The sequence below is a fragment of the Pseudokineococcus lusitanus genome (assembly GCF_003751265.1).
Classification (GTDB): domain Bacteria; phylum Actinomycetota; class Actinomycetes; order Actinomycetales; family Quadrisphaeraceae; genus Pseudokineococcus; species Pseudokineococcus lusitanus.
The window spans coordinates 154541-169474 of sequence record NZ_RJKN01000005.1; the positions used below are offsets into that span (position 1 = coordinate 154541).

Genomic DNA, 14934 nt, shown 5'->3' on the forward strand with positions numbered 1-14934 from the left:
CCACCTGGGTGCCGCCCTCGCGGCGTCCCGGGACCCGCCGTGTCGTGGACGACGAGCAGGCGCCCGTTCGCGCTCTCCACCCGTCCCCGACGGCGAACAGGCGCCTGTTCACGCTCTGCACCCGTCCCGGAGGACGAACAGGCGCCTGTTCGCGCTCTGCACCTGTCCCGGAGGACGAATAGGCGCCTGTTCGCGCTCGGGACCCGTCCCGGAGGACGAACGGGCGCCCGTTCGTGCCCCCGGCCCGGGCGTGGGCGGGGGCACCTCGGCCGCGCGCGACGTACCCTCCCGCGGTGACCGTGCTCGTCGACCCCCCGCGCTGGCCCGCGCACGGGCGGCTCTGGTCGCACCTCGTCAGCGACGTCTCCCTCGCCGAGCTGCACGCCTTCGCCGCCGCCGCCGGCATCCCGCGACGCGGGTTCGAGGGCGACCACTACGACGTCCCGGGGGAGCGGCTCGACGACCTCGTCGCCGCCGGCGCGGTGCCCGTCGCCGCGGGGGAGCTGCTGCGCCGCCTCGTCGGCAGCGGGCTCCGGGTGCCGAAGCAGCGCGGGCAGCACGTCCTCGCGAGCCGGCTCGCCCTGCGGCGCGACGGCGAGCAGGTGCACGTCGACCTCGTCCGCGCCGACCGCCTCCCGCCCGCGGCGACGACGACGGCGGTGCGAGGGCTCGTCGTCGTCCCCGGCGGCCTCCTCCTGCAGGCCCGCGACGGACGGCCCTGCGCGCTGCCGGCCGTGCGCCCCGGCGCCGGCCTGCCGCTCGGCTTCACGCGGCACCGCCCGCGGCCGGTCGCGGGCCGCGCCCCCGCCGACCTCTGGCGCCACGTGGCTCTCGTGGCGGCCGTCGAGCGCGACGTCGTGCCCGCGCCGGGGCTCCTGGCCGTCCCGGCGGACGCCGCCCGGGCCGCGTGCGGCGAGCCGCGGTGGTGGCCGCTCGTCGAGGTGGCCCTCGACGGCCCGCCCGCCGTCGACCCGCGCTGACGCCCCGTCGCCCGCCCGGGCCGTCGCAGGGCGCCCCGCCTACCGTGGCCCGGTGAGCTCCTCCGACGACCCGGGCGCGGCCCCCGCGGGCAGCCCCGCCGGCACCCCGCCCCGCCCCCGCGACTCCTCGCGCCTGTCCGCCCCCGCCCGCCGCCTCGTGCGGGCCGTCGTCACGGGGGACGTGCTCGACGTCGCGGAGCACGCGGCCCTCGTCGAGGACGCGGCCGCGGGCGCCGTCGTGACGTTCGGGGGCGTCGTGCGCGACCACGACCGCGGCCGCGGCGTCACCCGGCTCGAGTACTCCGCCCACCCGACGGCGGGCCGCGTCGTCGAGGAGGTCGCCCGCGAGGTCCTCGCCCAGCACCCCGTCGACGCCCTCGCCGTCAGCCACCGGACCGGGACGCTGGGCGTCGGGGACGTGGCCTTCGCCGTCGCCGTGTCCGCCGCGCACCGTCGCGAGGCCTTCGCCGCGTGCGAGGCCGTCGTCGAGGAGGTCAAGGCGCGGCTGCCCGTCTGGAAGCACCAGCTGCTCGCCGACGGGGGCGACGAGTGGGTGGGGATGCCCTGACCCGGGCCTTCGCGCGGGCCGCGCGCGGGCGGCGTCAGGGGAGGGGACGGCCGAAGGTGCGGGTCATCGGGTCGTCCGCCCAGGCGTAGGGCGGGGCCGGCTGCCACCCCTCCCGCTCGTAGAGGGCGATGGCCTCGGGCTGCAGCGTGCCGGTGACGAGCCGGAGGCTGTCCAGGCCCGCGGTGCGTCCTGCGTCCACGACGGCGCCCAGCAGGGCCGCCGCCACGCCCCGACGACGAGCCTCCGGCGGCACGAAGAGGCGCTTGACCTCGCCGACGCCGTCGCCCACCGCGGGCAGCGTGGCGAGGACCACGCAGCCGAGGGGCGTCCCGGCGTCGTCGACGGCGAGCAGCGTGGCCAGCGTCACGGGCGACCCGGCCGGTGCCGCCCCCGCGACCTCGGGCGGCTCGAGCGAGCCGTCGCCGTAGCGCCGCACCAGCTCGGCCTCGGCCGCGCGGACGAGCGCGGCGTGGCGCGGGTCGTCGCGCCCGACCGCCAGCACCCGGACCGGACGGCGGGCCGTGCCCGCCGGTCCGGCGACGGTGGCCTCAGCCACCGGCGAAGGGGGGCAGCACGTCGACGACGGGCGGCGCGGCCGGGTCCTGCGGGCCGACGACGAGGGCGGCGTCGCCCTCGGCGGCCACCTCGCCGACGAGGACCGTCGCCACCTCGAGCACGGGCCCGAGCGCGGGGTGCTCCGCGACGAGGGTGCGGCGGAGGTCCTCGACCGTCGGGACCCCCGTGCCTTCGGCGGGCACGTCGAGCAGGCGCTCCTCCGTGCCGGCCGCCGCGGCCGCGCCCGCGAAGAGCCGGACCCGCACCCGGGCGGACCGTCCCGTCGTCGCGGCGCCGGCCGCGACCTCTACCGCGCTCGTCACCTGCGTCACCCCGGTCACCCGCCGATCGCGCTCATGGACCGCGACGGGCGCGCGAAGCCGCTCGCCGTCACGGGCTCCGCCTCGCCGACGCCGTGCGCCGGCGCCTTGCCCCACATCGCGGCCCGCCAGACGTCGGCCACCTCGTCGTCGGAGGCGCCGCCGCGCAGGAGGGCGCGCAGGTCCGTCTCCGACGTCGAGAAGAGGCAGCTGCGGACCTGGCCGTCGGCCGTCAGGCGCGTGCGGTCGCACGCCTCGCAGAACGGGCGCGTCACCGAGGCGATGACCCCCACGCGGCCGAGCGGCGCCGAGGTCGGGTCCGCGCCGCGTGCCCGGACCCGGTAGGTCTGCGCCGGGGCACCGCCCCGGGCGGCCGGGTCGTCGTCCTCGAGGTCGAAGGCGGTGCGCAGGGAGGCGACGACGTCGTCCGCCGTGACGAGACCCTCGCGGGACCAGGCGCCCTGGGCGTCGATGGGCATCTGCTCGATGACGCGCAGCTCGTAGCCGGCGGCGAGCGCCCACGCCAGCAGCTCCGGCGCCTCGTCGTCGTTGACGCCGGGCAGCAGCACGGCGTTGACCTTGACCGGGCCGATCCCGGCGGCGGCCGCCGCCGCGACGCCCGCGAGCACGTCGGCGTGCCGGTCCCGGCGCGTGATGGCGGCGAAGCGCTCGGGGCGCAGCGTGTCGAGCGAGACGTTGATGCGCCGCAGGCCCGCCGCCGCGAGCGCGGCGGCACGCTTGTCGAGGCCGAGCGCGTTGGTCGTCATCGACGCCTCGACCGCGCGGCCGTCGGCCGTCCGCAGGGCGGTGGTCGCCGCGACGACGCGCTCGAGACCGCGCCGCAGCAGCGGCTCGCCGCCGGTGTACCGCACCTCGGTGACCCCCAGGTGCTCGACGGCCACCCGCACGAGCCGGACGACCTCGTCGTCGTCGAGCAGCTCGCCCGCCGGCATCCAGTCGAGGCCCTCGGGCGGCATGCAGTAGCCGCAGCGGAGGTTGCAGCGGTCCGTCAGCGAGACGCGGAGGTCCACCGCCGTGCGGCCGGACGGGTCGACGAGGCCGGGGACCGCCGGGCGGCCCGCGGTGGCCCGGGCGACGGCGCCGGCCCCCGGGGCGCCGGAGGGCCGTCGCACCGCGGGCATGCCGAGCGCGACCGCCGACGGCGCTGCGGGTCGGACGGTGGGAGCACTCATCGCGACCAGCGTACGTCCGCGACCGCCGCCCCTCCTGCGGGCCCGTCCGCCCCGGGCCGACGCCCGGGACGGACGAGAGCGCCGGTCAGAGCGCGAACATCCGCGCGTTGCGCTCCTCCACCTCGGCGTAGGAGGTGCCCGCCGCGGAGAGCGCGGCGTTGACCTGGTCCAGCGACGAGCGCACGCGCTCCTGCGTGCCGCGCCAGTCGGCGACGAGCGCCTGGAAGGAACCGGCCGCCTGCCCCTTCCAGCTGCCCTGGAGGTCCAGGAGGTGGCGCATCATCGCGTCGACCTCCGCCGCCAGCGCGGACGACGACGCCCGCACCGCCGCGCTCGCCTGCTGCACCTGCGCGCTGTCGACCTCGAACCTGCTCATGGCGCTCCCCTCGTCGTGGGCCCCGTCGGCCCCCTCGCGGCGGACCGTAGGGGCCGGACGACGACGCCCGCAGAGGTCGTCCACAGGCCCCGGCGCGGTGCTCGCACCGGGCCGTCGGCGGGCCCCCGGACGCCACGACGGGCCGGTGCGCCGCGGCGCACCGGCCCGTCGTGGGTCGGGGGTCGGCGGGCGGTCCCGCCGACGGGTCAGCCGTCCTCGCGCGTCCCGAGGGTGGCCGTCACGGTCTGCGAGGCGCCGTCCCGCACGACGGTGAGGTCGACCGGCGTGCCGGGCGCCCGCTCGCGCAGCTGGGCGGTGAGGGACTCGGCCCCGTCGACGGGCGTGCCGTCGACGGCCGTCACCGCGTCGCCGGCCTGCAGGCCGGCGTCGGCCGCCGGGGTGCCGGCGGTGACGTCCTGCACGCCCGCCGCGAGCCGGCTCGTCCCGTCGGCCGTGGCTGTCGTGTCCGAGAGGGAGACGCCGAGCCAGGCGTGCGACGCGGTGCCGTTCGAGATGAGCTCGTCGGCGATCCGCGTGGCCTCGTCCGCCGGGATGGCGAAGCCGAGGCCGATGGAGCCGGCCGACTCCGACGTGCTGGCGATGCTCGAGTTGATGCCGACGACGGAGCCGGAGGCGTCGACGAGCGCGCCGCCGGAGTTGCCGGGGTTGATGGCCGCGTCGGTCTGGATCGCGTTGGTGACGACCTGCTCGGCCTGCTGCTGCGGCTGCTGCTGGCCCCCGAAGGGCAGACCCTGCAGGCCCTCCTGCTGCTGGCCGCCGCTGCTCTCCTGCGTCGTCGTCACCGGCCGGTCGACCGCCGAGACGATGCCGGTCGTCACGGTGTCGCTGAGGCCGAGCGGGTTGCCCACCGCCATGACCGGCTGGCCGGGCTGGACGGCGGCGCTGCTGCCGAAGGTCGCGGCCTGCAGGTCGGAGGGGGCGTCGGCGATCTCGAGGACGGCGAGGTCCGTCGCCGCGTCCTCGCCGACGACGCTGATGTCGTCGTAGACGCGGCCGTCGGAGAGGACCACCCGCATCTGCTGCGGCGTCCCGCCGCCGTTGACCACGTGGTAGTTGGTCAGCACGTGCCCGGAGTCGTCGAGGACGACGCCGGAGCCCTCGCCGGAGCCGGACGAGCCGACCACCTGGATGGCGACGACGCTCGGCGCGACCTGGCCGGCCACGGCCTGCCAGTCGACGGCGTCGGTCGTGACGGCCTGCGGCGCCGCGGCGCTGCCCGAGGACGACGACGACGAGGAGGAGGGCGCGAGGGCCGCCGCGGCGCCGGCGTCGCGGGTGAGGGCGCCGACGCCGAGGGCACCGCCGCCGCCCACGAGGGCGGCCACGAGGCCGACGGCCACGACCGCGGCCCAGCCGGGGCGTCGGGACGGGCGCCGGGCCGGCGGCGTGGGGGAGGCCCCCGACGCGCCGTGGCCGCCCGAGCCGCCGCCGACCGCCCAGGGGTCGTGCGGGGCGGGCGCCGCGGGCGGGCCCGCCGGAGCGGTCTCCCAGGGCGCGCGCTGCGGCGCCTGCTGGCCCTGCTGGGGGACGCCCGGGTAGCCCGTGGGCGAGGGGGAGGGCGTGCCGTACGGCGCCTGCCCCGCCGGGGCGGCCGGGCGGGCGTACGGGTCGTGCCCCGGCCGGCCCGACGGGGAGGGCTGCCCGGCGTAGCGGCCGTCGCCGCGCTGCGCCTCGGCCCACTGCGCCCACGGGTCCGACGTCGGCCACGGCGAGGAGCCCTGCGGCTCGGCGGGGCCCGACGGGGTGCTGCTGCGGTCGGTGTGCTGGCTCACGGTGTCCTCCTGGCGGCGGCCGGGACGGTCCGTCCCGGGCATGGCACCAGTAGAGGCCCCGTGGATCGGGGGACCCGGGGAGAACCCTGGACCTTTGCTATGAACGCTCGGGCGTCGGTCCGGCGACGCCGGGGGCGCCGCCGGCGGCGTCGTCGCCACGACCCCCGTCGGGGTCGACGACCTCGCCGTCGACGACCTCGCCGTCGACCTCGTCGACGGGCCCGACGTCGAGGAGCTCGGGCTCGGGGTCGGCCGCGGGGACGGCCACCTCGACGGTGGTGCCGCCGCCCGGCGTCGGGACGACGCGCGCCGCGCCGCCGTGCGCGCGCACGAGTGCGGCGACGATCGCGAGTCCGAGACCGCTGCCGCCGCCGGAGCCCCGGGCCCGGGAGGTGTCCGCGCGGTAGAAGCGCTCGAAGACCCGCTCGGCGTCCTCGGCCGGGATGCCCGCGCCGTGGTCGACGACCTGCCACGTGGCCCAGCGGCCGCCGTCGTGCTCGCGGACGCCGACGCCGATCTCCAGCGGCGTGCCGTCCGGCGTGTGCCGCACGGCGTTCCCGACGAGGTTCGTCAGCACCTGGCGTAGCCGGGCGTCGTCGCCGACCACGGGCGCGGGGGAGGGGCCCCGGGCGCCGTCGAGGCCGGCGAGGCGCACGGTGCGGGTGGGCGCGAGGGCGGTGAGGTCGTGGACGGCGTCGGCGGCGATGACGAGCAGGTCGACGGGGTCCCGGCGCAGCGGCCGCTGCTCGTCGAGCCGGGTGAGCGCGAGGAGGTCCTCGACGAGCCCGCCCAGCCGGGCCGACTCCGCCTCCACGCGGGCGAAGGCCGCGGTGACGTCCTCCGGCTCGCGGACGGCGCCCTGGCGGTGGAGCTCGGCGAAGCCCCGGATGGCGGCCAGCGGCGTGCGCAGCTCGTGGCTCGCGTCGGCGACGAAGCGCCGCATCCGCGCCTCGGACGCCTCGCGGGCGGCGAGCGACGTCTCGATCCGGTCCAGGAGCGTGTTGAGCGTCTGGCCGAGCCGGCCCACCTCCGTGCCCGGCCACGCGTCGGGGACGCGGCGGCTCGTCTCGCCGCGCCCGTAGGCGTCGGCGACGGCCTCGACCTCGCGCAGCGGCCGCAGCGAGCGGCGGACGGCGACGCGGCCGGTGACGGCGGCGGCGAGGAGGACGACGAAGGCCGTGAGCCAGAAAAGGGAGCGTGCCTCCTGCACGGCCTCGTCCACCTGGGTCAGGGGGAAGGCGATGGAGGTGACCGCCGTGGTGCCACGCACCGTGGTGGGGATGGAGATGACGCGCCAAGGGGTGCCGTCCTCGCCCGTGGCGTCGAAGGGCTGCTGGACCCGCTCCCGGGCCGTCTCGTAGTCGACGTCGGTCAGGTCCGGGAGGTCGGCCTCCCGGGATGCCAGCCGGAAGAGCGGCTCACCCGCCTGGTTCCCGACGAGGACGACGTAGTCGGTCGGGATGCTCGGCTGCTGGGCGCCGTTGGTCTCGAACAGGATGTTCAGCTCGTCGACGACGGCCTGGCTCGTGCTCTGGCTCGTCAGCCGGCTGTCGACGTCGTCCACCAGCACCCCGCGCAGCAGCGTCGTCGTCGCCACGCCCGTGACGAGCAGCGCGAGGAGCAGCAGCCCGGCGAGCAGGACGACGAGCTTGGTGCGGAGCGGGAAGAGGTCCCACCACCGGGCCGCCGGCCAGCGGCGGCCGTCGGGCGGCAGCGACTTGGGGGAGCGCGCGGGCAGCCGCTCGCGGACGCCCGCGGGCAGGCGCTCGGTGAGCTGCTCGTAGCGGCCGGGGCTCACGCCGTCTCGGGCGGGAGGCGGAGGACGTAGCCCACGCCGCGGCGGGTGTGGATGAGCGGCGCCACCGGCTTGCCGTCGAGGTCGGTCCCCGTGTCGATCTTGCGGCGCAGGTAGGAGATGTAGGACTCGACGATCCCGGCCTCGCCGTTGAAGTCGTAGTTCCACACGTGGTCGAGGATCTGCGCCTTGGACAGCACCCGGTTGGGGTTGAGCAGCAGGTAGCGCAGGAGCTTGAACTCGGTGGGGGAGAGCTCGACGTCGCGCCCGCCGCGGCGGACCTCGTGGCTGTCCTCGTCCATCTGGAGGTCGGCGAAGACGAGATGGCCCTGCGACGGTGCCCCGGCCCCGCCCCCCGTCCGGCGGAGGATGGCGCGGATGCGGGCCACGACCTCCTCGAGGCTGAAGGGCTTGGTGACGTAGTCGTCGCCGCCGACGGTGAGGCCCTGCACGCGGTCGGCGAGGTCGTCCTTGGCGGTGAGGAAGAGGACCGGGGTGTCCCGCCCGCGCTCGCGGAGCCGGCGGGTCACGGCGAAGCCGTCGAGGTCCGGCATCATCACGTCGAGGACGAGGAGGTCCGGGCGGACCCGCTCGGCCTGGCGGAGGGCCTCGTGGCCGTCCGGGGCGGTGTGGACCTCGAAGCCCGCGTAGCGCAGGGAGGTCGACAGCAGCTCGCGGATGTTCGGCTCGTCGTCGACGACGAGGAGCCGCGCCTCCGCGGGGGGTCCGCCCGGGGTGCTCATGCCGGTCAGTGTGCGCGCGACGGCTGGAGACCGCCTGCCCGGTACCTGGGCGTCACCTGGGGGCGGGCTGTGCCGGCCCGGCCTCGCCGGCCCGCGGGCGGGGCGTGCGCGCCGACGGCTCCGGGGCCGAGCGGCACGACTCCTCGACACCGGCGGGCGAGAGCGCGTGCGCCGTCACCATGGCGGCGGCGCCGGTGACCGCGGCGCGGTCGCCCATCGTCGAGCGGACGACCCGCAGGTCCTCGGTCGCCAGGGGCAACGAGCGCGCCCGCACGACCTCGCGGGCCCCGACGAGCAGCTCGTCGGCGACCTCGGCCAGCGTGCCGCCGAGGACGACGACCCCCGGGTCGAGGATGCTCACGCAGGTCGCGAGGACGAGGCCGAGGTCGCGCCCGGCGCTGCGGACGGCCGCGACGGCGTCGGGCTGCCGCGCGCGGACGAGCCCGACGACGTCGGTGACGTCGTCCGCGGCGAGGCCGCGGGACCGCAGCTGCCGGGCGAGCGCCGCGCCGCCCGCGACCGCTTCGAGGCAGCCGCGGTGGCCGCAGCTGCAGCCGGCGTCCTCGCGCCCGGGCACCTGGACGTGGCCGAGGTCGCCCGCGGCCCCGCGCGCCCCGCGGTCGAGCTGCCCGCCGGAGACGATGCCGGCGCCCACGCCGGTCGAGACCTTGACGACGAGCAGGTGCTCCTCGTCGGGCCAGGCGTGCACGTGCTCGCCGAGGGCCATGAGGTTGACGTCGTTGTCGACGAGGACGACGCCGGGCAGCACCCGGCCGACGATGCCGACGACGTCGGCGCCGTCCCAGCCCGGCATGATCGGCGGCCGCACGGGTCGTCCCGTGGCGTGGTCGACGGGGCCGGGCAGGCCGATGCCCGTGCCGACGAGGTCGTCGGTCGAGCGCCCCGCCTCGGCGAGCAGCTCGGTGGCCGTCGTCGTGAGCCAGCCGAGGACCGCCTCGGGCCCGTCCGCGATGGACAGGGCCGACGCCCGCACCGCGAGCGGAGTCCCGGCCAGGTCGGTGACCTCGACGCGCCCGTGCCGGGCCCCCAGGTCGGCGGCCAGCACGACGCGCGACGAGGGCGCGAAGGCGAAGCGGCCGGGGGGTCGGCCGCCCGTGGAGATGGCCTCGCCCGCGGTCTCGACGAGGCCGCAGCGCACGAGGCGGTCCAGGCGGGCGCCGACGGCGGAGCGCGACAGCCCCGTGGCCTCGACGAGGTCGCCGCGGGTGCGCGCGCGGCCGTCGCGCAGCAGCTGGAAGAGCTCGCCGGCCCCGTGCGGGCCGGCCGCGAGCGCCGGGGCGCCGTCCGACCGGCCGTGGTGCGCGAGCGTCACCGCCGAGCCGTCCCAGGCTCCGTCCACGGCGTCCTCCAGGTGTGCTGTCGCGGTGTGCGCGGGTACGCAGGCCTCCAGGGTGCACCGGGGGTGGCCCCCTGGTCCCGAGGGCCCCGCCGGCGGCGCACATCCTCGCGCCTGGCCCGCCCCCGTGGCGCCTCGGCTCGCCGTGGCGGTCCCCGGTGTGTCGCGCGCGACCCGCGGGGCGGGGACGCCGGGCCCAGGTCGGGCACCGGACCTTGCCAGGGAACTGCCAGGGGCCCGCCCGGGCCTGGGAGGACGTCGGGAGGCGCGCGGAGGCCGCGCCGGTCCGCGCGGCGGCCTGCGGACGGCCTCGGCGACAAGGGCTGCTACGCAGCCCTTTCCACACCGTCACGGGGCGTGCCGACCGTCACGTGCTGTGCCGCAGCGGTGGCCTCGGGCCGTGCCCGAGGCCGCCAGGCTTTTGCTTGACCCCGGCCGAAGTGCCCTCCTACCGTCGAGAGCTCTTGCAGGGCAGGGGTCCACAGCCGCCGGTCGACGACGACCCGGCGCCCTTGCGCGTCGCCGTGCCGCCCGGGCCGTCGACCCGCCAGGACGGCGGGCGGTGGCGGGCGTCGGCTGCAGGGGAGATCGCGGGAGGGAGCGGCCAGGACCACTGCCGTCGCCCGACGACGGGCGGCCACGACGAAGGAGCACGCCTGTGACCACGACTGTCCCGCCGGGCGCCACCGCGCCCGGCCCGCGCGGGCCCTCGGCCCGCTCATCACGGCCCTCCGGCCGCGCGGCCCGTGCCTGCGCGATCGGCGCGGCCGCCGCCACCGCGGTGGCCCTCATGGGGGCGCCCGCCGCCTCCGCCGTCCCCGCCGCCGCCGACGGCCCGCAGGCCGGGGCGGCGGCGACCGACCGGGGCCCCAGCGGCAAGCGCCCCACCTTCGAGCGTCCCGGCCGGGACGCCTGGAAGGCCGCGCAGCCCGCGGTGCCGCCGACCACCCCGCCCGCCGAGCCGCCGGCCCCGGCCGAGGACGTGTCCGTCCTCGTCTTCACCGAGACGGCCGGCTTCCGCCACTCGTCCATCGAGACGGGCGTGGCCGCGGTCGAGGCGATGGGGGCCGAGCACGGCTTCTCCGTCGACTGGGCCGACGACTCCGAGGGCGTCTTCACCGCCGAGAACCTCGCCGGCTACGACACCGTCGTCTGGCTCTCCACGACCGGCGACGTCCTCGACGAGGCCGAGCAGGAGGCCTTCGAGGACTACGTCCGGGCGGGCGGCGGCTACGCCGGCATCTACGCGGCCTCGGACACCGAGTACGAGTGGCCCTGGTACGGCGAGCTGGTCGGCGCCTACTTCGCCTCCCACCCGCAGGTGCAGAGCGCCGTCGTCGAGGTGGAGGACGCCGACCACCCGTCCACGGCGCACCTGCCGGAGCGCTGGGAGCGCACGGACGAGTGGTACTCGTTCCGGGACAACCCGCGCGGGGACGTGCACGTCCTCGCGTCGCTCGACGAGAGCACCTACGACACGGGCAGCGGCGCGATGGGCGACCACCCCATCGCCTGGTGCCACGAGCACGACGGCGGCCGCGCCTGGTACACGGGCCTCGGCCACACCGAGGAATCGTGGGCCGAGCCGGAGATGCTCGAGCACGTCCTCGGCGGGATCCTCTCGACCGCCGGTGCGGCGGAGCACGACTGCGTCCACGACGGCCACGACGACGGCGACCACGGCGACCACGACCCGGCGCCCGACGCGCCCGCGGCCGAGGACTTCCAGCAGGTCACGCTGGCCCGGGGCGCGAGCTCGGTCGGCGAGCCGATGGGCCTCGCGGTCCTGGACGACCGCTCGGTGCTCCACTCCTCGCGCGACGGCCGCATCTGGCGGACGACTCCGGACGCGCTGAACAGCGTGGTCGCGCAGGTCCCGGTCTACGACTTCTCCGAGGACGGGCTGCAGGGCATCGCCGTCGACCCGGACTTCGAGGAGAACCGGTGGGTGTACCTGTACTACTCGCCCGTCCTCGACACGCCGGCCGGCGAGGCACCCACGACGGGCACGCCCGAGGACTTCGCCCCCTTCGAGGGCTACAACCTCCTCTCGCGCTTCCAGCTCGGCGAGGACTTCGTCCTCGACCTGGCCAGCGAGCAGGAGATCCTCCGCGTCCCGTCGTCGCGCGGCATCTGCTGCCACGTCGGCGGCGAGATCGACTTCGACGCGGACGGCAACCTCTACCTGTCGACCGGTGACGACACCAACCCCTTCGCCTCCGACGCGTACGCGCCGATCGACGTGCGGCCGGACCGCAACCCCGCCTTCGACGCCCAGCGCACGTCGGCCAACACCAACGACCTGCGGGGCAAGCTCCTGCGCATCACGGTCCAGGAGGACGGCTCCTACACGGTGCCCGAGGGCAACCTCTTCGCCGAGGGCACCGACCTGACGCGGCCGGAGATCTACGCGATGGGGCTGCGGAACCCGTTCCGCTTCTCCGTGGACCGCCGCACCGGCGACGTCCACCTGGGCGACTACGGCCCGGACGCACCCGTCGCCGACCCGGCGCGCGGGCCCCGGAGCACGGTGGAGTTCGAGATCATCACCGGGCCGGCCAACCTCGGCTGGCCGTACTGTATCGGGCAGAACGTGCCCTTCGTCGAGTACGACTTCGCGACGGGGGAGTCCGGCGAGCCCTTCGACTGCGACGCGCCGGTCAACACGAGCCCGAACAACACGGGCCTCACCGAGCTCCCGCCCGCCAAGCCGGCGTGGCTGGACTACAGCGGCAGCGAGAAGCCGGAGCTGGGCGCGGGCGGCGAGTCGCCGATGGGCGCCGTCGTCTACGACTACGACGAGGCCCTCGAGTCGCCCACCAAGTGGCCCGAGTACTTCGACGGCGTCCCGCTGCTCTACGAGTGGGACCGCGGGTGGATCCGCGAGGGCCGCCGGGCCGAGGACGGCTCCTTCGCCGAGATCCGGGACACGCTGTCCTTCCTCGAGCTGCGGCGCCCCATGAACGTCGAGTTCGGGCCCGACGGGTCGCTGTACGTCCTCGACTACGGGGGCAGCTACTTCGGCGGCGCGCCCGACTCCGCGCTCTACCGCGTGGACCACACGCAGGGCGCCAACGTCCCGCAGGCCGTCGCCTCGGTGACGCCCTCGAGCGGCAGCACGCCGCTGGAGGTCCAGCTCGACGCCACCGGGACGACGCACCCGAACGGCCTCGAGATGACGTACGAGTGGGACGTCGACAACGACGGCGAGACCGACCTCACCGGGCCCACCGGTTCCTGGACGTACGAGGAGTCCGGCCAGTACACGGTCCGCCTCGTCGTCACGGACTCCGAGGGCGCGCAGGGCGTCGCCACGGCCACCGTCACGGTGGGCAACACGGCACCGGAGGTCGAGCTGACCGTCCCGGTGGACGGCGGCTTCTTCGCCTTCGGCGACGAGGTGCCCTTCCGGGTCGACGTCAGCGACGCGGAGGACGGCACGGACGTCGACTGCTCGCGGGTGCGGGTGGACTACGTCCTCGGCCACGACAGCCACGGCCACCCGCTCTCGTCGACGACCGGCTGCGAGGGCGTCATCGCGACGCCCGGCGACGGCGGTCACGGCGTGGACGCCAACATCTTCGGCGTCATCAACGCCACGTACACCGACGAGGGCGCCGAGGGCCTGCCGGAGCTCACCGGCTCGGACCAGGTGGTCCTCAACACGAAGGTCAAGCAGGTCCGGTACTTCGCGGACAGCGAGGGCGTGGAGCTCGTCACGGCGCCGGGCGCCGTGAGCGGCACGCAGGTCGCCGGCATCGAGGACGGCGACTGGGTCATGTTCGACCCGGTCAACTTCCTCGGCGTGGACGACATCTCCCTGCGCTACGCCTCCGGCGGCGCCGGCGGGACGGTCGAGGTGCGCAGCGGCGCCGTCGACGGCGAGCTCGTCGCGACGATGCAGCTCGCGCCCACGGGCGGCGACGACCAGTACGCCACGAGCCCTGCCGCCGAGGTCACCGACCCCGGCGTCAGCGGCCCCGTCTACCTCGTCTTCCGGGGCGAGGGCGACGAGGAGCTCTTCCAGGTCGACCAGATGACGGTCACCGGCCCGGGCGTGCTCCTCGGCGACGAGGACGCGGGGGAGGGCGTCGTCCCGACGACGACGGCCACGACCGACCCGGCGGCGCCGGACGGGCTCGAGGGCTGGTTCACCACCGTGCCCTCGGTGACGCTCGCCGTCGACGGCGACGCCGAGGACGCCGGTGACGTGCGGGTCGAGTACCGCGTCGACGACGGCGAGTGGGCCACGTACACCGAGCCCTTCGCGGTGCCCGGTGACGGCACCCGGCTCGTCACGCACCGCGCCGTCTCCGTCGACGGCGCCGTGGGCGAGGAGCAGGAGCTGCTCTTCTCGCTCGACACGACGCCGCCGACCACGGCCCTCGAGGTCCGGGACGGCGAGGTCGGCGCCGGGGGCGCGGTCGTCGTGCTCACCGCGGAGGACGCCACCTCCGGCGTCGCGGGCACCGAGTACTCGCTCGACGGCGGGGACTGGCAGCCGTACACCGGCCCGGTGGCACTCACGGGCGCCGGCGAGCGGACGGTGCTCTACCGCTCGACGGACGTGGCCGGCAACGTCGAGGCCGACCAGGCCGCGACGGTCGTCGTCGACCCGGCGGCGCCCACGCTGCTCGTCGACGGCATCGCCGACGGCGTCGTCTACGGCACCTCGACCGACGTGCTCGTCTCCTGGGTCGCGTCGGGCGAGGACGGCGAGGACGTCGAGGTGACCGCCACGCTCGACGGCGCGCCGGTCCGGGACGGGGAGCTCGTGGCCCTGCACCGGCTCGACCTCGGGCTGCACGAGCTGCGGGTCGAGGCGGTGGGCTCCTCGGGGGGCACCGCCACCCAGGTGGTCTCCTTCGCCACGACGACGTCCATGCGGGACGTCGGCGCGCTGCTGGACCGCTTCCGCGCCACGAACCGGCTGTCGCTGACGGCGTACTCGCAGCTGTCGACGACCCTCGTCGACGCCCGGGTGGCCGAGGCCACCGCCGACGACGCGGGCGCCGTGCGGGCGCTCGGCGAGCTGACGGCCCTCGTCGAGGACGCCCGGCTCGTCCCCTCGGCGGACGTGCGGCGCGTGCTGCTCCGCGACGTCGCGGCGGTCAGCGCCGCGATCGAGGGCGTCGGGTCGCTGCAGGCCGCGGTCAACGCCACCGCGGCCGTGACCGGCTGAGGCCGGTCGCGGTGACCTGACCCGCGGCCGGGGGACGGTGGTCCGGACCGACCGCCGTCCCCGGCCCGGGGG

Annotated in this window: 11 protein-coding genes; 3 read left to right on the forward strand and 8 right to left on the reverse strand. The window is 77.0% G+C overall.

Going from position 1 to position 14934, the window contains the following annotated elements; genetic code table 11:
- The first annotated feature begins 293 nt into the window (after nt 1-293).
- Nucleotides 294-980 carry a DUF4031 domain-containing protein gene (locus tag EDC03_RS17875; RefSeq protein WP_199720160.1) on the forward strand — a complete coding sequence of 229 codons (687 nt, stop codon included), beginning with the start codon at nt 294-296 and terminating at the stop codon, nt 978-980.
- 52 nt (nt 981-1032) lie between these two features.
- Nucleotides 1033-1548 (forward strand): molybdenum cofactor biosynthesis protein MoaE, encoded by a 516-nt coding sequence (locus EDC03_RS10785; RefSeq protein ID WP_123380251.1) that lies wholly within the window; start codon nt 1033-1035, stop codon nt 1546-1548.
- 34 nt (nt 1549-1582) lie between these two features.
- Here EDC03_RS10785 and EDC03_RS10790 read toward each other — a convergent pair whose 3' ends face one another.
- The 8 genes from EDC03_RS10790 to EDC03_RS10825 all read right to left on the reverse strand — a co-directional run bounded on the left by EDC03_RS10790 (nt 1583) and on the right by EDC03_RS10825 (nt 9683).
- Nucleotides 1583-2104 (reverse strand): GNAT family N-acetyltransferase, encoded by a 522-nt coding sequence (locus EDC03_RS10790; protein WP_123380252.1) that lies wholly within the window; start codon nt 2102-2104, stop codon nt 1583-1585.
- Entirely contained in the window at nt 2097-2426 is a 330-nt protein-coding gene (locus EDC03_RS10795) for a MoaD/ThiS family protein (protein ID WP_148058059.1), read from the reverse strand. The genes EDC03_RS10790 and EDC03_RS10795 overlap by 8 nt, the downstream gene beginning before the upstream one ends.
- Nucleotides 2427-2440: 14 nt before the next feature.
- Nucleotides 2441-3616: a GTP 3',8-cyclase MoaA gene (moaA, locus tag EDC03_RS10800; RefSeq protein WP_123380254.1), complete on the reverse strand. Its 1176-nt coding sequence runs from the start codon at nt 3614-3616 to the stop codon at nt 2441-2443.
- Nucleotides 3617-3701: 85 nt separating this feature from the next.
- Nucleotides 3702-3992 carry a WXG100 family type VII secretion target gene (locus tag EDC03_RS10805; protein ID WP_123380255.1) on the reverse strand — a complete coding sequence of 97 codons (291 nt, stop codon included), beginning with the start codon at nt 3990-3992 and terminating at the stop codon, nt 3702-3704.
- A 206-nt stretch (nt 3993-4198) separates the two neighbouring features.
- Nucleotides 4199-5785 (reverse strand): S1C family serine protease, encoded by a 1587-nt coding sequence (locus EDC03_RS10810; RefSeq protein ID WP_199720161.1) that lies wholly within the window; start codon nt 5783-5785, stop codon nt 4199-4201.
- Between the two features lie 97 nt (nt 5786-5882).
- Complete coding sequence (locus EDC03_RS10815; protein ID WP_199720162.1) at nt 5883-7583, reverse strand: sensor histidine kinase; 1701 nt, start codon at nt 7581-7583, stop codon at nt 5883-5885.
- Nucleotides 7580-8323 (reverse strand): response regulator transcription factor, encoded by a 744-nt coding sequence (locus tag EDC03_RS10820; RefSeq protein WP_123380257.1) that lies wholly within the window; start codon nt 8321-8323, stop codon nt 7580-7582. The genes EDC03_RS10815 and EDC03_RS10820 overlap by 4 nt, the downstream gene beginning before the upstream one ends.
- Before the next feature lie 52 nt (nt 8324-8375).
- Nucleotides 8376-9683 (reverse strand): ROK family transcriptional regulator, encoded by a 1308-nt coding sequence (locus EDC03_RS10825; RefSeq protein ID WP_199720163.1) that lies wholly within the window; start codon nt 9681-9683, stop codon nt 8376-8378.
- Nucleotides 9684-10470: 787 nt separating this feature from the next.
- Here EDC03_RS10825 and EDC03_RS10830 point away from each other — a divergent pair.
- The gene (locus EDC03_RS10830; protein WP_123380395.1) at nt 10471-14862 is read left to right on the forward strand and encodes a ThuA domain-containing protein; all 4392 of its coding nucleotides are present in this window, start codon (nt 10471-10473) and stop codon (nt 14860-14862) included.
- Nucleotides 14863-14934: the final 72 nt, after the last annotated feature.